The sequence below is a fragment of the Bradyrhizobium sp. CCBAU 11434 genome (genome assembly GCF_028128895.1).
Lineage (GTDB): Bacteria > Pseudomonadota > Alphaproteobacteria > Rhizobiales > Xanthobacteraceae > Bradyrhizobium > Bradyrhizobium zhengyangense.
This window is the reverse complement of sequence record NZ_LBJX01000101.1, coordinates 70,585-89,893: the sequence shown is the minus strand read 5'-3', so window position 1 is coordinate 89,893 and position 19,309 is coordinate 70,585. Positions and strand designations below refer to the sequence as shown.

17 protein-coding genes are annotated in these 19,309 nt (G+C 64.4%); 11 read left to right on the top strand and 6 right to left on the bottom strand.

Annotated elements, in window-relative coordinates; translation table 11 throughout:
- Window positions 1-6: 6 nt before the first annotated feature.
- A complete protein-coding gene (locus XI06_RS35055) occupies window positions 7-1,458 on the top strand; it encodes a hypothetical protein (protein WP_271607381.1) in 1,452 nt (483 codons plus the stop codon).
- Window positions 1,459-1,521: 63 nt separating this feature from the next.
- Here XI06_RS35055 and XI06_RS35050 read toward each other — a convergent pair whose 3' ends face one another.
- Window positions 1,522-2,091, bottom strand: coding sequence for a flavin reductase family protein (locus XI06_RS35050; protein WP_237865979.1), 570 nt, complete (start codon window positions 2,089-2,091; stop codon window positions 1,522-1,524).
- 57 nt (window positions 2,092-2,148) lie between these two features.
- Window positions 2,149-3,246: an LLM class flavin-dependent oxidoreductase gene (locus XI06_RS35045; RefSeq protein ID WP_237865980.1), complete on the bottom strand. Its 1,098-nt coding sequence runs from the start codon at window positions 3,244-3,246 to the stop codon at window positions 2,149-2,151.
- A gap of 218 nt (window positions 3,247-3,464) precedes the next feature.
- Here XI06_RS35045 and XI06_RS35040 point away from each other — a divergent pair, with 218 nt between their 5' ends.
- The 3 genes from XI06_RS35040 (at window position 3,465) to poxB (ending at window position 6,842) form a co-directional block, all read left to right on the top strand.
- Window positions 3,465-4,379, top strand: coding sequence for a 2-dehydro-3-deoxygalactonokinase (locus tag XI06_RS35040; RefSeq protein WP_237865981.1), 915 nt, complete (start codon window positions 3,465-3,467; stop codon window positions 4,377-4,379).
- 13 nt (window positions 4,380-4,392) lie between these two features.
- Window positions 4,393-5,025 carry a 2-dehydro-3-deoxy-6-phosphogalactonate aldolase gene (locus tag XI06_RS35035; RefSeq protein WP_237865982.1) on the top strand — a complete coding sequence of 211 codons (633 nt, stop codon included), beginning with the start codon at window positions 4,393-4,395 and terminating at the stop codon, window positions 5,023-5,025.
- Window positions 5,026-5,105: 80 nt separating this feature from the next.
- On the top strand, window positions 5,106-6,842 hold the full coding sequence (gene poxB, locus XI06_RS35030) for a ubiquinone-dependent pyruvate dehydrogenase (RefSeq protein ID WP_237865983.1): 1,737 nt from the start codon (window positions 5,106-5,108) through the stop codon (window positions 6,840-6,842).
- On the opposite strand, the gene XI06_RS35025 is transcribed toward poxB, so the two are convergent.
- Complete coding sequence (locus tag XI06_RS35025) at window positions 6,839-7,204, bottom strand: hypothetical protein (protein WP_237865984.1); 366 nt, start codon at window positions 7,202-7,204, stop codon at window positions 6,839-6,841. The genes poxB and XI06_RS35025 overlap by 4 nt on opposite strands.
- 79 nt (window positions 7,205-7,283) lie before the next feature.
- On the bottom strand, window positions 7,284-8,192 hold the full coding sequence (locus tag XI06_RS35020) for a PaaI family thioesterase (RefSeq protein WP_271607380.1): 909 nt from the start codon (window positions 8,190-8,192) through the stop codon (window positions 7,284-7,286).
- A 130-nt stretch (window positions 8,193-8,322) separates the two neighbouring features.
- Between XI06_RS35020 and XI06_RS35015 the strand changes: the two genes are divergently transcribed.
- Both XI06_RS35015 and XI06_RS35010 read left to right on the top strand, forming a co-directional pair.
- Window positions 8,323-8,640 (top strand): hypothetical protein, encoded by a 318-nt coding sequence (locus XI06_RS35015; protein ID WP_237865986.1) that lies wholly within the window; start codon window positions 8,323-8,325, stop codon window positions 8,638-8,640.
- A gap of 187 nt (window positions 8,641-8,827) precedes the next feature.
- A complete protein-coding gene (locus XI06_RS35010; protein WP_271607379.1) occupies window positions 8,828-10,054 on the top strand; it encodes an LON peptidase substrate-binding domain-containing protein in 1,227 nt (408 codons plus the stop codon).
- 16 nt (window positions 10,055-10,070) lie between these two features.
- Here XI06_RS35010 and XI06_RS35005 read toward each other — a convergent pair whose 3' ends face one another.
- Both XI06_RS35005 and XI06_RS35000 read right to left on the bottom strand, forming a co-directional pair.
- Entirely contained in the window at window positions 10,071-11,546 is a 1,476-nt protein-coding gene (locus tag XI06_RS35005; protein WP_237865987.1) for an amidase, read from the bottom strand.
- Between the two features lie 108 nt (window positions 11,547-11,654).
- Window positions 11,655-12,770 (bottom strand): ring-opening amidohydrolase, encoded by a 1,116-nt coding sequence (locus XI06_RS35000; protein ID WP_271607378.1) that lies wholly within the window; start codon window positions 12,768-12,770, stop codon window positions 11,655-11,657.
- A 396-nt stretch (window positions 12,771-13,166) separates the two neighbouring features.
- Between XI06_RS35000 and XI06_RS34995 the strand changes: the two genes are divergently transcribed.
- From XI06_RS34995 to XI06_RS34975, 5 genes are all read left to right on the top strand, one after another.
- On the top strand, window positions 13,167-15,503 hold the full coding sequence (locus XI06_RS34995; RefSeq protein WP_271607377.1) for a Tex family protein: 2,337 nt from the start codon (window positions 13,167-13,169) through the stop codon (window positions 15,501-15,503).
- Window positions 15,504-15,662: 159 nt separating this feature from the next.
- The gene (locus XI06_RS34990) at window positions 15,663-16,166 is read left to right on the top strand and encodes a hypothetical protein (RefSeq protein ID WP_237891610.1); all 504 of its coding nucleotides are present in this window, start codon (window positions 15,663-15,665) and stop codon (window positions 16,164-16,166) included.
- Between the two features lie 97 nt (window positions 16,167-16,263).
- Window positions 16,264-16,956 (top strand): response regulator transcription factor, encoded by a 693-nt coding sequence (locus XI06_RS34985; RefSeq protein WP_237865991.1) that lies wholly within the window; start codon window positions 16,264-16,266, stop codon window positions 16,954-16,956.
- Window positions 16,943-18,031, top strand: a complete 1,089-nt coding sequence (locus XI06_RS34980) for a sensor histidine kinase (protein WP_237865992.1) — start codon at window positions 16,943-16,945, stop codon at window positions 18,029-18,031. Before XI06_RS34985 ends, XI06_RS34980 begins: the two co-directional genes overlap by 14 nt.
- A gap of 29 nt (window positions 18,032-18,060) precedes the next feature.
- Window positions 18,061-19,302 carry an amidohydrolase family protein gene (locus XI06_RS34975; RefSeq protein WP_237865993.1) on the top strand — a complete coding sequence of 414 codons (1,242 nt, stop codon included), beginning with the start codon at window positions 18,061-18,063 and terminating at the stop codon, window positions 19,300-19,302.
- Window positions 19,303-19,309: the final 7 nt, after the last annotated feature.

Genomic DNA, 19,309 nt, shown 5'->3' with positions numbered 1-19,309 from the left:
CAACGAATGCATTCTTCGGTCCACGCACCACTGTCGTCGACCGCGAATGATTTTCTGACAGAATATTTGGGTGTGCTGATGAGTATTGATCACGCGGCCGGCTGCAGCGGCCTTTCTACCCTGTTCAATTCCAGACGCGTCAGGTCAAGATGCACAAAAGCGGTAATGTTTTCCGGATGTTTGGTTGTCAACCTCATCTCAATGACCGGCACGGCGTCCGCTCACGTGAAGTGGTTCGTGCCATGCATCGTGTCCGACGATCCGCTGCCGGTTCAGGCAGTATTCACCACCATTTTTTTTCTGTTCTTGGCGCTGTTTCTCGCGATGTTTTATCTCGCCTGCGCGGCAGAGCAGACCACGTTCGGGCTCATGCTCTCAAGATTTCTGAATCACGTGACCGAGCCTCTGCGCCGTCGCGTCGATGACCTCTTGCGAGGGGCCGCGGCGGTGTTCTTCGCTTTGTTGTGGGCTCACGGCGGGCTCATTCTCACCCCGGAACTCGAAGCAAACAGTATCTGGCTCTCGGCCATTCAGTTGCTCATCCCGTTGTTTTTGGCCGCGCGGCCCACACTCCCGGCGGCGGGGGCAGCCATACTGCTGCTCTATGGCTATGGTGCCGCCTGCTATGGTCTGTTTCACATGCTGGACTACCCGGTCTTTCTGGGGCTCGGGGTGTGGTTCGCGCTTTCTGTATCGCACGACGCCAAACTGCTTGCTTTTCGTTCTGATTTCCTGCGGTGGACTGTCGCCCTGTCCTTGTTATGGCCGTCGATGGAGAAATTTGTGTACCCGGCCTGGGTCGCGGCGATCGCGGTAAATCATCCAGAGTTGACCTTGGGTTTCGATGTCTCGACTGTCGTTACCGCCGCCGGGATTGTGGAATTCGGCCTGGCTTTCGCGCTGTTCTGGACACCGTTGGTCCGACGTCTTTCCGCGCTTGCCTTGGTGCTGCTGCTTACCGCCGCAACTCTCGATTTTGGCAAGGTGGACGGCATAGGTCATTTGATGATCGTCGCCATACTTTTCGTGGTGTTCGCGGATCGAGAAGATCGGCCTGTCCAGTATCGTCCCGCGCTCGCTCCGCTAGTTAGCAGTATGGCTTTGCCGGCCACGCTCCTTCTCTACACCGGGGCTCACACGCTCTCTTACGCATCTTTGAGCGCCCCGATCGAGCCGCTCGCGGGCGGCGCGGCATTGCTGCTCCTCATCTTCCTTTGCCTGCGCCGGTTCACGGGACATCCGACCAACCGACGCGATAAGAGCGAACAGGACCCTGTCCGCCAAGTACCGCTCCGCGCAAGCATCCTGGTGGTTTCGCCCGATGCTGCGCCCGAAGTGGCGTTTGGCGGTGTCGCCCTGGCGGCTGTCGTGTTGATTGCGTTGGGCCTGCACGGCCATGAGTTGAAAGTTCCGCCCTCGGGCGCAAGCGTAGCACCTCGGCAGCAGCACTCGACATGAGCACCAGTGGCTAGCCTTTGCCTCTCCCCGCAAGCGGGGAGGGCGCGCACTGCCGATGCCTGCTCACGAAAAATCCGTCCAGCTCAAATGCCTCGAGTCGAGGTCGCCGACCGAAACGGTCTCACGTGTCTCCTGCGGCGTGTGGAAGCTGCTGCGCAGATATACCAGCGGCGTCGCCGTAGCCGAATGCGCGGCGCCCCGCACCTCGCCGACGAAGATCGAATGCGTCTTGGTCTCGAACTCCTGCGCCAGCACACAGTCGAACGCGGCGACGGCGTCCGTTAAAACCGGCGCACCGGTTGCACCCCGCGTCCATTGCCCGAACGCAAAACGGTCGTCGCCGTTGACGCCCTTCTGGCCGCTGAAGGTCAGCGCCAGCAGGGCGTGATCTTCGTGCAGGAAATTGACGGCAAACGCGCCTTCCTCGCGGATGCGGGCATGGGCACTGGCGTTGCGGTTGACGCACACGATCAGCGACGGCGGATTGTCCGACAGTGAGGTCGCCGACGTCACGGTCAGCCCGGTGCGCTTGCCGTGTTCGGCACCAACAGTGACGAGAGCAACTGCGCCTGCGCATTGGCGCATCGCCTGCTTGAAATCCTTTGCGTCGAGAGGTTTGGCGTCGGCCGTCACGCGGAAATCTCCGAAACAGTAGCGGGTGCGACACGTTCGCGCCGCACCCGCCATGCGTCAAGCCGCCTTCTTCGCGGAGCCGAGATGCTTCAAACGCGGCATCACCTCGTTCTTCAGCAGCGCGAGCGAGTGGTGCCAGGCTTCCGGCTTGTGCTTGTAGTCGAAGCCGAACACGCAGAGCACGCCGAAGCCGCCGACCTCGTCGTAGATCTTCTCGATCTTCTCGGCCACGGTCGTGGGCGAGCCGACGATCCAGTTCCGCTTGGCGCAATATTCGACCGTGACGTCGCTATCGGGCACATCAGGTGCGTGCTTCAGATAATCCTTGAAGCCGAAATGGCCGAGCAGGGGCAGGAAGTACTCGCTCATCATCCGGCCCATCATGTCGCCGGTCGAGAGCTTCCAGGCCTCCTCGTCGGTGTCGGCCACGAACACCTCGCGCACCAGGCGCCAGTCCTGCCGGTTCGGTTTGCGCCCAGTCTTGGCCGCACCGATCTCGACCGAGTCCCAATGGCTGCCGACATAGGCCGGGTTGAGATTGAGGCTCATCGGAATGAAGCCGCGCTCGCCTGCAAGCTTGAGCGTGTCAGAGTTCTTCGACAGCCCGGCAACGCCGATCGGCGGATGCGGCGCCTGCAGCGGCTTGATGTGCGGCTTGAGGAAGTCGAACATCGTGTCCGGCTTGGTCACCGTCCAGAACTTGCCCTTGTAGGTCCAGGGCGCCGGATCGCTCCACATCTTCAAGATGATCTCCAGCGCCTCGCGGGTCATGTCGCGGTTCTGGCCGCTCATGCCGTCGACGTTGAACATCGCCCAGTCGCTCGGCAGGCCCGAAGCCGCCACGCCGAAATTGAGCCGGCCCTCGGAGAGATGATCCAGCATCGCGACGCGGTTGGCGAGCTCGGCCGGATGGTGATAGGGCAGCAGGAAGCCGCCCGGTCCGATGCGCAGGCGCTTGGTCTGCATCAGGGCCTGCGCGATCAAGAGGTCCGGCGTGGGATTGGGTTCCCAGGGCGCGGTGTGGTGCTCGCCGATCCAGGCTTCCTGATAGCCGAGCTCGTCGAGCCAGCGCAGGACCTGCAGGTCCCAGTCATGTCCTTCCTTCAGGCCGCACTCCGGCGGATGCGAAGGCATCGTGAAATAGCCGATCTCCATGGGTTTCCTCATCTGATGTTGACGCGTCTTGCTGCGCGTTCGCTGGCTTGAACAGGAACAGCTTCAGCAAGCGGTGTGCCAGCGTGGGATGCGCCCGACCCACGCGAGAAAACGCTGGTTTAGGGCGGCAATTGTCGATATTCCCGGGGCAGATTTGCAAGACCCGTCTCATCGTCGCGAGACGGCGTCTCAGCGGTGAGACGAGGATACGATTCGAAATGACCGAACCCGCTTATGTCGCGGTGGACTGGGGCACCAGCAGTTTCCGGCTCTGGCTGGTCGATCGCACCGGTAAAGTGCTGGCCGAGCGCCGCAGCGATGAAGGCATGCTGGCGGCGGCCAAGGCCGGCTTCCCCGGCGTGCTGCAAGCCCATCTTGCTGCCGTCAGCGCGCCCGATCATCCGCCGGTCCTGGTCTGCGGCATGGCGGGCGCCAAGACTGGCTGGGTCGAGGCCGGCTATGTCGACACGCCGGCGCCGCTCTCGGCGATCCTGAAGCAGGCCGCCCGCGTGCCAGGCGAGGCGCGCGACATCCGCATCCTGCCCGGCATCGCGCAGCGCGACACCAAGGCGCCCGACGTGATGCGCGGCGAGGAGACGCAATTGCTCGGCGCGCTCGGTCTCGATGCCGCTGGCGAGGCGAAGGTCTGCATGCCCGGCACCCATTCCAAATGGGTGCGGGTCAAGGACGGCACTGTTGCGCATTTCTCGACCTTCATGACCGGCGAACTCTTCAGCGTCGTCTCGCGCGAGACGATTTTGTCGCTCGCGGTCGCCGGCGCAAACGAGGCCGAGGATGCCGCGAGCTTCAAGTCGGCGGTGAAAGCCGCATTCGAGGCGCCAGCTTTCGCCGCCAATCTTCTGTTCACTGCGCGATCGCGGCAGCTGCTGTTCGGCGGCACGCCGGCTGCGGCGCGCGAGACATTGTCGGGCACACTGATCGGCGTAGAGCTCGCGGCGGGCCTCTCCGGTAGCGTGCCGAAAACCGGCATCACGTTGATTGCATCGGGGCGGCTCGCGGCGCTGTACCGGCAGGCATTCGATGCGCTGGCGGTTACCGTGAACCCGATCGATGCCGATGAAGCGGTGCGCCGCGGCCTGTCGATGGCGGCAGCTGCGATCTGGACGCAGTAGAAGGATCCTTGAGATGAGCGTTCCCTTTCCGCCGATGAAGCGCCCCCTGGTCGCGATCCTGCGCGGCGTCAAGCCGGAGGAGACCGAAGCGATCGTCAGTGTGCTGATCGAGGGCGGCATGACCGCGATCGAGATTCCCCTGAACTCGCCGGATCCGTTCCGCTCGATCGGCCTTGCAGCAAAGCTCGCGCCTTCAGGCGTGCTGATCGGCGCCGGCACGGTGCTGACCACTGCAGAAGTCGATCGTCTCAATGACGTCGGCGGCAAGCTGATGGTCTCGCCGAATGTGGATACGCAGGTGCTCGCGCGTGCACATCAGTATGCGATGGTGACGCTGCCGGGCGTGTTCTCGCCGACCGAGGCGCTGCTCGCCGCGCGCTCCGGCGCATCGGGCCTGAAGTTCTTTCCGGCAAGCGTGCTCGGTGCCTCCGGCATCGCCGCAATCCGCGCCATCCTGCCGGCCGGTGTAATGATCGCTGCCGTCGGCGGCGTCTCCGACCAGAATTTTGCGGAGTACATCAAGGGCGGCGTGACGGCGTTCGGGCTCGGCTCCAGCCTCTACAAGCCTGGCATGTCGGCCGCCGATGTCGCCGCGCGCGCAAAGGCGACGATCGAGGCCTACGATCGGGCGATTGCGAAAGACTGACGCGGCAATAAACAAGCCGTGATGCCGTCACGCTCGTGCGTTGTCCTATCTTGCTGCTATAGCGAGATCAGGAGTCCGACATGGCGATCAACAACATAGCCGATCTGTTCGTGGCAACGCTCGAACAGGCCGGCGTCAAGCGCATCTATGGCATTGTCGGCGACAGTCTGAACGGTTTCACCGAGGCGCTGCGCCGCCGCGGCACCATCGAATGGATCCACGTCCGCCACGAAGAGGTCGCGGCGTTCGCGGCCGCCGGCGAAGCCGAGATGACCGGCAGCCTTGCGGTCTGCGCGGGCTCCTGCGGCCCGGGCAATCTGCATCTGATCAACGGCCTGTTCGACGCGCATCGCAGCCGCGTGCCGGTGTTGGCGATCGCCGCGCAAATCCCCTCGGCCGAGATCGGCGGCGGCTATTTTCAGGAAACCCATCCGCAGAACCTGTTTCGCGAATGCAGCCATTATTGCGAGCTGATCTCCGATGCGAGTCAGCTGCCTTTCGTGCTGGAAAATGCGATCCGCGCGGCCGTGGGCTTGCGCGGCGTTGCCGTCGTCGCGATGCCCGGCGATGTCGCGTTCCGCTCGCCGCCGAAGCGCGCACTGTCGACCAATCGCGGGTTGTCGCTCGCGGCACCCAAGGTCGTTCCTCAAGCCGATGAGCTGAAGGCGCTCGCCGACCTGTTGAATAGCTCGGAGCGCATTACCCTGTTCTGCGGCCGCGGCTGTGCCGGCGCGCATGCGCCCTTGATGCAACTCGCAGAGATCTTGAAGAGCCCGATCGTGCACGCACTCGGCGGCAAGGAGCATGTCGAATACGACAATCCCTATGACGTCGGCATGACCGGCTTCATCGGCTTCTCCTCGGGCTACGCCGCCATGCACGCCTGCGACGCGCTGGTGATGCTGGGCACCGACTTTCCCTACAAGCAGTTCTTCCCCATTGATGCGAAGATCGTGCAGATCGACATCCGTCCGGAAAATCTGGGCCGGCGTGCCAAGATCGATCTTGGCCTCGTCGGCGACGTCAAGCTCACCATCGAGGCGCTGTTGCCGCTGCTCGAGGCCAAGACGCAGCGCAGGCATCTCGACGACGCCGTCGCGCATTACAAGAAGGCCCGCGAAGGCCTCGACTCCCTCGCCAAGGGCACGCCCGGAGCCAAGCCGATCCATCCGCAATATCTGGCAAGGGTCATCAGCGACCACGCCTCCGAGGATGCCGTCTTCACGGCCGATGTCGGCACGCCGACGGTGTGGGCGGCGCGCTATCTCGCCATGAACGGTCGCCGCCGGCTGATCGGCTCCTTCGTGCACGGCTCGATGGCCAATGCCATGCCGCAGGCGATCGGCGCGCAGGCCGCGCAACCCGGCCGTCAGGTGATCTCGCTGTCGGGCGACGGCGGCTTCACCATGCTGATGGGCGACCTGATCACGCTGACGCAGATGAAGCTGCCGGTGAAGATCGTCGTCTTCAACAACGGCGTGCTCGGATTCGTCGCGCTGGAGATGAAGGCCGCCGGCTTCGTCGACACCAATGTCGATCTGGAGAATCCAGACTTCGCCGCGATGGCGCGCGCGATGGGCATCTTTGCGAGGCGCGTCGAGGACCCCGGCGAGCTCCCGGGCGCGATGAAGGAGATGCTGGCCCACGACGGCCCGGCGCTGCTCGACGTCGTCACCGCCAAGCAGGAGCTGTCGATGCCGCCGACCATTACGGCCGAACAGGTCAAGGGCTTTAGCCTCTGGGTGCTGCGCGCGGTGATGAGTGGCCGTGGCGACGAGGTGATCGACCTCGCGAAGACGAACTTGCTGTCGCGCTAACTCCGCTTCACCGACGGCGCGGGCAGCTGCTCATGGCGGCGCTGGAAGCGCTGCCAGTGCAGCACGAGGCCGATGATGGCAGCCGGCACGAAGCCGAGCAGCAGAAGCCAGAGCGGCAATTCCTTCGGCGAGATGAAGGCGATGGCGATGTCAGAGATCAGCCAGAGCGCAGCGAACATCACCGCAAAATCCGTGCGCGGGCAGCGCAGGTAGTAGAACACGGCGGTGATGACAATTGCGGGCGCGATCGCAACCGCGATCATGACTGCCGTCAGTTCCTTCGGCGTCACCGCGTCGAGCACCATCGAGGCCAGCAGCCAGATGGCGGCGAACATGGCGATGATGTCGATCGGATGCCGCAAGCGAATACCTCTCGATGGAACGCGCTATGGTGGGGCCCCAACCTTCGACGTCGAGCCCGGTCCGTCAAGTAAAATACGCCTATTCCTCGTCGCTTCCCGGCGTCGGACGCAGCATGAAATGACCGAAGGCGGACGCGATCGGCTTGGCGGGATCGTCCTGCCAGGCCCGCGCCTCGAAGGCAACGATACGCCTTCCCTGTTTTACGATCGAGACATTGGCGATCGTGTCCAGCGCCCGACCGGAGCGTAAGTAGTTGATAGTGAGTCCGATTGGCTTGGGCAGCGTCGCGATCCCGAGCTCGCGCCGAACGCCAAAAATCGCCGTGGTCTCGAGGAACGCGCCAGTCATGCCGCCGTGGATCGCGGGTAGGATCGGGTTGCCGATGATTTGCGGCGAGAACGGCATTATCAGCGTGACGTCATCGTTGACACGAATGCCGAGGGCGCGTGCGAACGGACTGCGCGCGAACGGACCCTCCGGATCATCAGGCGCTTCCAGCGTCGGGATGCTGCGTGTGTCCATCCGGCGATCAGCCAGCATGTTGGTGCGGTTGGCACCGATCATGAAGCAGCCGGTCGCGGTCGCCACCGGATCGTCCTCTGACTCCTGGTATGCGGTGGAGCGCACGAAGGCGATCGAGCGCGTGGTGCGGTAGCAGACTGAATGCGCCTTGATGGCAAGCCCGGGCGTCGCCGGCTTCTGGTAGTCGATGCGCAAATCGAGCGTTGCGATCGCGCTGCTGCCGTCAAGCGCAAGCTGCACGGCCATGCCGCAGCTCTCGTCCAGCATCGCGGTGACGACGCCGCCATGCAGCACACCGGTTTCGGTGTCGCCGACGAAGACAGGGCGGTAGGGCAGGCTTGACCAGGCCTCAGCAGGCGCGAACCGGTCGAGCTGGAGCCCGCTGATATGGCCGTAATCGGAACGGCGGCCCTTGATGGCCTCGGCGAGTTCCTCGAACGGAAGCGTAGCGGCTGATGTAGACATGGAGATGTTCTAGACCAGTCGGGCGCCGCGCAAAACCCCGCTTGCGCCGCTGCGCGGCAGGTTTGGCCTCGACAGGGCCCGCTGAAGCAACGATGGTGGGCATCCGTTCCCTGCCCGCGAGGAGTACCCCATGGCCGATCCCGAAACACCCGCCGCCAACCAGGGGCCCGTCACCATTTCCACTTCGAGCTCGGAACGGGCGCCGATCATCTATTTCGACGGCGCATCCTGCTTCGGCCATCACAACGGCGCGATCCAGATCGAGCTGGCCGCAAATCTCCTGATGCCCATCGGTGCCGCCGTCAGGGTCGACGTGGTCCAGACCGCGCACCTACGCTGCAGCCCGGCCGCGGCACTCGCCTTGCGCGAAGCGCTCGACAAGGCGCTTGCGATGCTCAAGCTCGGCCAGCAGCAACCGGACGAGGCGATCCCGACGGTGAAGAACTGAGCAGGAACTGAGATTGACAGTCATCCGGCTTTGAGTCACTTTTCGTGCAGGTTGATACGACCTGCCGGTTGCACCCTCCGTGGTACGGTGAATGTATCGAGCCATCATCGGCCCCCTTTGCCCGAGCGACCGGGTCAGCAACGCAACCACCTGACACACCTGGATCGCTCATGCAGAGGAAGAACCGATGCGCGATTTTCGCGATGCCAAGGCTATGGCGCAGACCTTGCGCGAATCCCTGACCACCAAGGCCGTCACCATCAGTCACAGCGAAAGCCTCGAACTGGTGTCGCGGATGCTCGGCATTGCCGACTGGAATACGTTGTCGGCGCTGCTCCACGCGGAGCGGGGTGATCTGTCGGCGCCGCCTGCGAAGCTCAAGACGACAACGGCGTACTATCCAGCCGTTCCGCTCCGCGATCTCGTTCCGTTTCCGAACGCGACTTATCCCATGTTTGTGGGTCGCGAGAGCACCATCCAGGCTCTGAACCAGGCGTTTGAGGGCGGACGTGAGGTCGTGCTGGCGATCCAACGCGAGGCGGGTGTCGATGATCCCCGATTTGCCGATGTCTACGAGATCGGTGTTCTGGCCCAGCTGCTCGAACTCGAACCGCTTGGCGATGGTACGTTCAGAGTGCTGACTCGGGGACTTCGGCGTGTTGCGATAGGCAGCTTTGCCGTTGAAGCGGCTGCCTATCGGGCTGAGGCGGCGGACGTCAGCGAGGCAGCGGTTCGCGATGCCCGGGATCTGATCCGAAGCATCTATCAGCGTTTTCAGGACTACACGGCGGCGCACGGAATATTGGTGCCGGATATCTGGCTGTTCTTTGACCAAACCCGTGATCCCGGGCAGATCGCGGATATCGTCGCGACGCGAATGAAGTTGCCCATCAAGGACAAATACCAGCTTCTGGCGACGCTCGATCCCATGAAGCGGCTCGAGCGGATCGAGGCGTTACTCGACCTGCCGCAGCGCCCGGTTTCGGCAAGTTACATGGCCACGAAACGAAAGGCGCTCGAGTACGCTGATCGGCGTCGCCATCAATACGCGACGCTCGAGCATCTGCTGCTCGCCCTGACCGATGATGCGGACGCCTCCGCCGTGATGCGCGCCTGCGAGGCCGATCTTGGCAAGCTGAGACAAAGCCTGACGCAGTATCTCGACAACGAGCTCAAGCACATCGTGACCGAGGGCGGAAGCGCCGTGCCTACGCCGGCGTTCGAGCGCGTCGAGCAGCGCGCCGCGCTTCACGCCCAGGAAGTCGGCGATCCCGCAGTGACCGGCGTCAATGCCCTCGTCGCTCTCTTTCCGGAGACGCGAAGCCCTGCGGCTCGCATGCTCGCCGAACAGGGCGTGTCGCGCTTTCGCGTAGACAAAGCCATTGTACGAAATGCCGCCAAGGACAAAGGCTAGCGCGCGCGGCGGCGGCTTACGCCTTGGTCACATGCACCGACGGCGTCTTGCCGCCGTTCCACTTGCCGTCCAGCGCGCGCTCGATCTGGGCGGCGAGTTGCAGCAGCAGGCCGTCATTGGCCTGCTTGGCGATGGCCTGGATGCCGAGCGGCAGGCCGTGGTCCTGGGCGGCCATCGGCAGCGAGATCGCCGGCATGCCGCAGAGATTGCCGAGCGGCGTGAAGGCGAAGAAGCGCCAGAGATTGTCGAACCAGTCGAGCACGTCAGGATTGTCGGAGAGGGTGAGATATTGCTTCGTGCCCACTTTCGGCGTCGGCAGCGCCGTGATCGGCGTCAGGATCACGTCCCACTGCTCGAAGAAGCTGCCGAAGCCGCGCGAGGTCGTGTTGAACACGGCCTGCATCTTCGCACGGTCGGCGAAGCTGGTATGAAGCCCGGCTTCCCAGATCCGGATGTTCATGGGCTCGATCAGATCTTCCGGCGGGCGCTCCAGCCCGCGCGCGGCGAGCATGTTGGAGATCACGACCGAGAAATTCGAGATGTAGCAGGTGGTCTGCGCGGCGAAGGCGGCGCGGAAATCGAGTTCGGGCAGCGCGTAATCGACGTGATGGCCGAGGCCTTCCAGGAAGCGACCAGTCTTCTCCAGCTCGGCGGCGATCTCCGGCGTCGCGGTGTAATCGCCCCAGGTGTGCGACAGCGCGATCCGCAGCTTCGATGGATCGCGCTTGATCATCTCGCTGTAAGGCTGCGCTGTGGTCCAGAACGGCATGAACTCGCCCGGCGCAGGCCCGCGGGCATGATCGACGAAAGCCGCTGTATCGCGCACCGAGCGCGACTGGCAGCCCTGGATCGAAACGAGACCGGTGAGATCGGACATGTGCGGCGCCAGCGAGAACACGCCGCGCGAGACTTTCAGACCGATATTGCCGTTGACGCCGGCGGGAATGCGGATCGAGCCGCCGCCGTCGGTTGCGTGCGCGATCGGCACCACGCCGGCCGCCACCATCGCGGCGCTGCCCGCCGACGAACCGCAGGTGGTGTAATCGGTATTCCAGGGATTGCGCGTGACGTAGACAGCCGGATTGTCGGCCGAAGAGCACACCCCGAACTCCGGCGTCGTCGTGCGCCCGATCAGATTGAGTCCTGCCTGGCGGAATTTGCCGGTCAGGAATGTGTCGGCCGCGGCGCGATTGCCGCGCATCAACAGCGAGCCCATCTCCTGCAGCCGGCCCTTCATGGTCGGCCCGAGATCCTTCATCAGGAAGGGCAGGCCGGCGAAGGGCCCCGCGAGATTGGCGCCGTCCTTGGCGGGGTCGGCGATCGCGTCATCGAACAGCTCGACCACGCCCGACAGCGTCGGATTGACCTTGGCGACGGCGGCCGCGGCCTGCCGTGCCAATTCCTTTGCCGTCAGCTCACCCTTGCGGACGCGTGCCGCAAGGCCGACGCCATCGTGCTGCGCCCATTCGTTCCAGCTCATCGGCAAAGTCATGAAGTCAAAATCCCCTTGGATAGCGGCGCCACCTTTTTCGCAAGGACCCGCGTGAATCAACTGAGCCGGCGCGAGGGGCAGGGTTGCGCCGGGCGGAGGGGTTGCCTCTCAATCGGAGAGCCGCGCGATCACCGCAACCGGGCCGCCGCCGGCGGGGCCCTGGTGCTCGGCGCCGCCGGAGACGTAGACCGCGCCGGTAGCCGCAAGGCCGGCGATCAGTCCGCCGACCGCCGCGCGGGCGTGGCGTGTCGAGCTGATGTCGGTGTCCTCGAGCATTGTGTGGCGGAGGCCGCGCACGGTGCCGTCAGGCGAAGCCTCGGCCTTGGCGAGCACGTTGACGAGCTCGCGGCCGGCTTTTGCCGGCGCGCCAAGTCCGACACTAAGTCCGACGCTATTCAGCGCTTCTGTCACGGCAGCAGCATCGATCGCATCGCTCATCACGGCATGGCCGATCTCGAATTCGCTCGCTGATGCCCCCGAATTGCCGAGCACGATGACGACGTTGTGCATCAGCTCGATCCCTGACGAGGTCGAGGCCACCTTCGAGAACAGATCGTAGCGCCGCAGCACGTCCTCGTCGCGGACGTCCGCGGCGATCTCGCCGAGCGCGACTGCAACGCCGAGCGCGGAAGCGCCGCGCGAATAGGCCATCGAGCTGTAGGCGCTGATCGTCGCCGTCTTGTGGCCGCGCGCGGCGGCCGCCTCGACACGCTCACTGGTGAGCAGCGGGCACTTGATCTGGACGAAATGGACATCCGAAGCATCGCTGATGCCGGCATCTTCCATCGCGGCCTTCACCGCTTTGGCGGTCTCGGTGATCTGGGCGGAGCGGCCGAGCTCTTCGGGCAGGAAATCCCGGGTTTGCGCCATGCCGATGCTCAGGCGCTTGCCTGACATGTTTGCCGGGCGCTTCGCCTCGCGGCGCGTGAATACCGTGATGTGCGGGCTGAGCACGCCCTCGGTCCCGCCGGACATCACGAAGGCGATGCGTTGCTCGACCGCGTGCGGCGTCAGACCCAGCTTCGGCGCCAGCGCCGCGCAAAGCGCGGCGACGGCATATTCCCGGGTGAAATCGTTGACGCCGCCATTGCCCTCGGTCTTGCCGAGGATGGCGAGAATGGAGGCGGGATCAATCGCGCCTGAGCCGATCAGGCTCATGAGGCCGGAGACGTCGCCGGGACCCTTGGTGGCGATCTTGAAAACGCCGACCGACGTGGTGCGCATGGATGGTCCTCGTGGGCAGTTCGGTGGTCCGGCGCGCCCAACAGCCGTGGAAGCGGGGTGGATGTCAATCCCTGATGTTGTCCTGGCGAAAGCCATGTCCAATGCATAGAGGTCGAACACATAGATCATGTTGTTTTGGTCTCGTGCCCCGGACGCAGTGCAGCGCCCCTTCGGCGGTGCGCAGCAACGCAAGAGCGTTGCAGCGTGTCCGGGACACGAGCGCCAATACCCGCGACACCCCCATGATTGTGGCGAGATCGCATCGGTCTGGCAAAAAATCCTCTGTCGACGGTTGCGCGCCGCACCTTGATGAATCAACCTTGGTTGGTCCATAAGCGGCGTCCCGCGGCCCGATTTCGGTTTGCGTCGCGTGCATGGATGGAGAGGAAATCTCGCGTGGCAAATATCAACCAGAAAATTGCGCAGGAGCTTGGGGTACGGGCGGAGCAGGTCGAGGCGGCGGTGACGCTGCTCGACGGCGGCGCCACGGTTCCCTTCATCGCGCGCTACCGCAAGGAAGCGACCGGTGCGCTCGACGACGCGCAATTGCGCACCCTGGAGGAGCGCCTGGTTTACCTGCGCGAGCTCGAAGACCGCCGCAAGGCCATCCTCGAATCGGTCCGCGAGCAGGGCAAGCTCGATGCCGCGCTGGAAGCCTCGATCATGGCCGCCGACAGCAAGGCGCGCCTCGAAGACATTTATCTGCCGTTCAAGCCGAAGCGCCGCACCAAGGCGGAGATCGCTAAGGAAGCCGGCCTCGAGCCGCTCGCCAACCAGCTGATGGCGGAGCCCGCCAATGATCCCAGGATCGTCGCCGAAGCCTTCATCAATGCCGAGAAGGGCGTTGCCGATGCCGTGGCTGCGCTCGATGGCGCCCGCGCCATCCTGGTCGAACGCTTCGATGAAGACGCCGATTTGATCGGTGCCTTGCGTGAGGAGATGTGGACCAATGCGCGCATGGCCTCCAAGGTGCGCGACGGCAAGAAGACCGAGGGCGAAAAATTCGCCGACTATTTCGACTTCTCCGAGCCGCTGACGAAACTGCCGTCGCATCGCATCCTCGCGATGTTCCGCGGCGAGAAGGAAGAGATCCTCGATCTCCAGATCCAGGCCGAGGAAGCGCCGCCCGCCGGCGTTCCGGGCGCCTACGAGCTGAAGATCATGAAGCGGTTCGGCATCGCCGACCTCAAGCGCGCTGGCGACCGCTGGTTGATCGACACGGTGCGCTGGGCTTGGCGCACCAAGATCCAGGTGCACCTCAATATCGACCTGCGTATGCGGCTGTGGAACGCGGCCGAGACTGAAGCCGTGCGCGTGTTCGCCTCGAACCTGCGCGACCTGCTGCTGGCCGCGCCCGCCGGCACCCGCGCCACCATGGGCCTCGATCCCGGGTACCGCACCGGCGTCAAGGTCGCCGTGACAGATGCGACCGGCAAGGTGGTCGATACCGCCGTGATCTATCCACACGAGCCGCAGCGGCAGTGGAACGAGTCGCTCGCGATCCTGGGCAAGCTTGCGATCAAGCATCGCGTCGAGTTGATCGCGATCGGCAACGGCACCGCCTCGCGCGAGACCGACAAGCTCGCGGGCGAGCTGGTCAAGGGCCTCGCCGAGCTGAAGATGTCGAAGATCGTGGTGTCGGAAGCCGGCGCCTCGGTCTATTCCGCCTCGGCCTTCGCCTCGGAGGAGTTGCCCGGCCTCGACGTCACCCTGCGCGGTGCGGTCTCGATCGCCCGCCGGCTGCAGGATCCGCTCGCCGAGCTCGTCAAGATCGAACCCAAGGCGATCGGCGTCGGCCAGTATCAGCACGATCTCGGTCAGGCCAAGCTGGCCAAATCACTCGATGCCGTGGTCGAAGACTGCGTGAACGCGGTTGGCGTCGACGTCAACACGGCCTCCGCGCCGCTGCTCGCGCGCGTGTCGGGCGTCGGCTCGGGCCTCGCGCAAAGCATCGTGGCCCATCGCGATGCCAACGGACCGTTCAAGTCGCGCAAAGCTTTGAAGGAAGTGCCGCGGCTTGGGCCGAAGGCGTTCGAGCAGTGCGCAGGCTTTTTGCGCATCCTCGGCGGCGAAGACCCGCTCGATGCCTCCGGCGTCCATCCGGAAGCCTATCCGGTGGTGCGTCGCATCCTTGCAGCGACCAAGAGCGACATCAAGGCGCTGATCGGCTCGAGCGAGATCGTGCGTACGCTGAAGCCGAAGGATTTCGTCGACGAGACCTTTGGTCTGCCGACCGTCACCGACATCTTGAAGGAATTGGAAAAGCCCGGCCGCGATCCGCGTCCGGCATTCAAGGCCGCGGTGTTCAAGGAGGGCGTCGAGGAGATCAAGCATCTCCAGAAGGGCATGATCCTGGAGGGTACCGTGACCAATGTCGCGGCCTTCGGCGCCTTCGTCGACATCGGCGTGCACCAGGACGGCCTCGTTCACATCTCGGCGATGTCGAAGAACTTCATCAAGGATCCGCGCGAGGTGGTGAAGCCCGGCGACATCGTCAAGGTCAAGGTGTTGGACTTCGAGGTCGCCCGCAAGCGCATCTCGCTGACCCTGCGCCTTGACGACGAGGTCGGCGCCAAGAAGGACGCCCCCGGCATGCAGCGCGACAACGGCGCGCGCAATCCGGCGCGTATGACCTCCTCGGCCCCGCGCAAGCAAGAATCCTCCGACGGTGGCGGCGCGCTCGCCGAGGCGATGCGCCGCGCCGCGGAGAAGAATAACGGCAAGCGGGCGTAACTCCTTAACCTCTCCCCGCTCTTTGCGGGGAGAGGGCATGCATCCTGACTTCGGCGTCAGAATCTGGCGCCTTTGTAAGTTGAAGGAGCCTGTCGCTTCCTTTCATCTGAGCATCCTTGTGCGGCGCGGTCACCGCCGCACTGCAAGGAGGATGCTTCGATGAACAACAGGATTCTCAAAGGCCTCACTGCGGCGGCGATCGCCGCAGCGATGGCACTGGCTTCACCGGTGCTGGCCCGAGGCGGCGGCGGAGGCGGCGGTCACGGCGGCTTCGGTGGTGGTGGTGGCCACTTCACTGGCGGCGGCATGCACGCCGGCGGCTTCGGCGGCATGCATGTCGGCGGCATGGGCGGTGCGCACTTCGCCCATGTTGGTGGACCGGGCTTCGGCGGGGCTCGCTTTGCCCATGTCGGCGGACCTGGCTTCGGTGGCGTGCGCTTTGCGCATGCGGCGATCGGGCCGCGCTTCGTCGGCGGCGGCTGGCATGGGCGGCCCTTCATCGGCCGTCACGCCTTCTTCTTCCACCATCACCATTTCCGCCGTTTCGCCGTGTTCGGCGCGCCCTATTACTATTCAAATTATTACGACGACGGCTGTTGGCGCAGGAATTGGACGCCCTATGGGTGGCAATGGGTCAATGTGTGCGGGGACAATTGGTACTAGCATCGCCGGACCGCACCATTGTCGCGATCGCCACCGGGTGGTTCCGCTCAGCCCCGGAACGGGATAATCTGGTGGCGATCGTTGCGCGGAGTTCGTCATGACCGGAGGCCATCGCCGTATCCTCGTCGTCGAGGACGATCCGGAAACCGCAGGCCAGCTCGTCGAGGAGTTGACGACATCAGGTTATGAGGTCGATCTCGCCGCTACGGGACGTGAAGCCCTCAACCACGGCGCTGCGCGCGACTATGCCGTGATCACCATCGACCGTATGCTGCCCGACATCGACGGCATCGCCGTGATGCGGCAGATGCGCGACGACGGCGTTGCCTCGCCGTTCCTCATCATCTCCGCGCTCGGCGAGGTCGACGACCGCGTGCGCGGCTTGCGCGCCGGCGGCGACGATTACCTCGTCAAGCCGTTTTCCTTCGTCGAGCTGCTCGCGCGCCTCGAGGCGCTCGGGCGCCGCAGCGAGACCATCGCCAAGGAGACTATCCTGCGCGTCGGCGATCTCGCCGTCGACCTGATCGCGCGCAATGCCAGCCGCCGCGGCCGCAAGATCCCGCTGTTGCCGCGCGAATTTCAATTGCTCGAATATCTCGTGCGCAATGAGGGGCGCGTCGTCTCCCGCGCGATGCTGCTCCAGCACGTCTGGGACCTGCATTTCGATCCCTCCACCAACATCATCGACGTCTATGTCGGACGCGTCCGCCGCAAGGTCGACGATGCCCAGGCCTATCCATTGATCCACACCATCCGCGGCATCGGATATTGCCTCCGTGCTCCTGGTTAATACGCTCCGTTCCTCGACCTTCCGCCTGGCGCTGATCGCGATCGCGATCTTCGGCCTGATCGTCGCGGCGATCATGGCCTATGTCTATTTCGGCACGCTTGCTTATGTGCGCAGTCGCGTCGGCGATATTGGCGACCACTCTGGCTTCGTCGCGATGCTCGAGTTGGCGATGATCGCGGTCGCCGTGCTGCTGGTCGTGCTGTCGGGCGTCGCGGCAGTGCTGGTGACCCGGCGCACGGTCGGGCGGATCGAGGAGATCAATGCCACCAGCCGCGCCATCATGCTCTCGGGCCTCGACCGGCGCATTCCCCTGCGCGGCAGCCATGACGAATGGGACCGCGTCGCCGAAAACCTCAACCAGATGCTCGATCGCATCGAGACGCTGATGGGCGAGGTCAAGCAGGTCAGCGACAATGTCGCCCACGATCTGCGCACGCCGCTGACGCGGATGCGCGGCCGGCTGGAAAAGGCCTATCATGCCCCGCGCAACGATGAGGCCGATGCCGCCCTGATCGGCGACACCATCGCAGACCTTGATGCCGTGCTCGGCATGTTCGCCTCGATCACGCGGATCTCGGAGATCGAAACCCGCGCCCGCCGCAGCGCGTTTCGCCCACTCAATCTGGCCGAGATCGCCGGCGAGGTCGTCGAGCTCTACGATGCTGCCGCCGAGCAGGTCGCAACGCGCCTGAGCCTTACTGGTGATCGCGAGGTCGCCGTGACAGGCGACCGCGACCTGCTGTTCGATGCCATCGCCAATCTCGTCGACAACGCCATCAAGCACGGCCGCCCTGGCGGAAAGGTGACGGTGATCTGCCATGGCGCCGACAGCGGCGCCTCGATTACGATCGCGGACGATGGCGAGGGCATTCCGGCCGACCAGCGCGATCATGTGTTCAAGCGCTTCTACCGCCTCGAGCAGAGCCGCTACACCCCGGGCAACGGCCTGGGTCTGAGCCTGGTCGCGGCCGTGGCCCGCCTCCATGGTGCCGAGATCGTATTGCATGACAATGATCCGGGCTTGAAGGTCCGGCTCGACTTTCCTCCGCATCGGTCCGGCACCCAACTTGCATGATCGCAAATGGATCGAGTGAAAGTTTTGCCATGTCCCGCCCGCCAGATCTCGTCATTGCCAACGCCCGCCTGCGCAGCCGCGAGGTCGTCGACATCGCGATCACCGACGGCGTGATCACGGCGATCGGCGACCGGCTCGATCAGGCCGCGCAATCCGTCATCGATGCCAGAGGCGGCCTGGTGACGCCGGCATTCGTCAATCCGCATTTGCACCTCTGCAAAGTTTGGACCTTGCCGATGATGTCGGAGGCGGCGCTCGAGGCCTATCAGGGTGGCGGCATGAGCGAGGCGGCGAAGGCAATCGAGCTCGCGGCAGCGGTCAAGAGCAAGTACGACGCGTCCTGGATCATTCCGAACGCACGGCGCGCGGTGGCGCTTGCGGCCCTCCACGGCAATCTCCACATACGTGCCTTCGCCGATGTCGATGCCAAGGCAAGGCTCGAGGGCGTCAAGGCGCTGCTCGCCATCCGGGAGGAGTTTCGTGACATCGTCGAGATCCAGGTGGTCGCGTTTCCACAGGATGGCCTGTTGCGCGAGCCCGGTGCCGACAGCCTGATGCGCGAGGCGATGGCATCAGGGGCCGATGTCGTCGGCGGCATCCCCTGGATCGAAGCGAATGAAACGGACATGCGTCGCCATATCGATTTCTGCTTCGACCTTGCCGCCGAGCATGGCGCCGGCATCTCGATGCTGCTCGACGACGTCGGCGATGCCGATATGCGCACGCTCGACATGATGGCGCGTGCCATGATCGCGCGTGGCATGGAGGGCCGGGCGCTCGCCCATCATTGCCGCGCCATGGCGCTCTATCCCGAGAGCTATCTTCGCGAACTGATACCCCTGCTTGAGAAGGCGCGCGTCAGCGTCATCAGTGATCCCCACACCGCGCCGCTGCATGCGCGGGTCAAGGAGCTGCTGGGCGCCGGGATCAATGTGGGCCTCGGCCAGGATGATATTTCCGACGCCTATTATCCGCTCGGCCGCAACAACATGCTGGAGGTGGCGTTCCTGGCCTCGCACCTGCTGTGGATGACGAAGAAGAGCGAGTTCGAGACGCTCTACGACATGATCACGACGCGCGCCGCTATGGCGATTGGCCTCGAGCGTTACGGCCTCGGCCTCGGTTGCGCCGCCAATCTCGTCGTTCTCGACCAGGGCGACGTCACTGAGGCATTGCGCTTTCATGCGCCGCCGCGCGTCGTCATCAGCCACGGCCGCGTTGTCGATACCGACCGCATGCGCGCGCTGGCGGAGGCGGCCGTTGTCCCCTGAGGCGCGC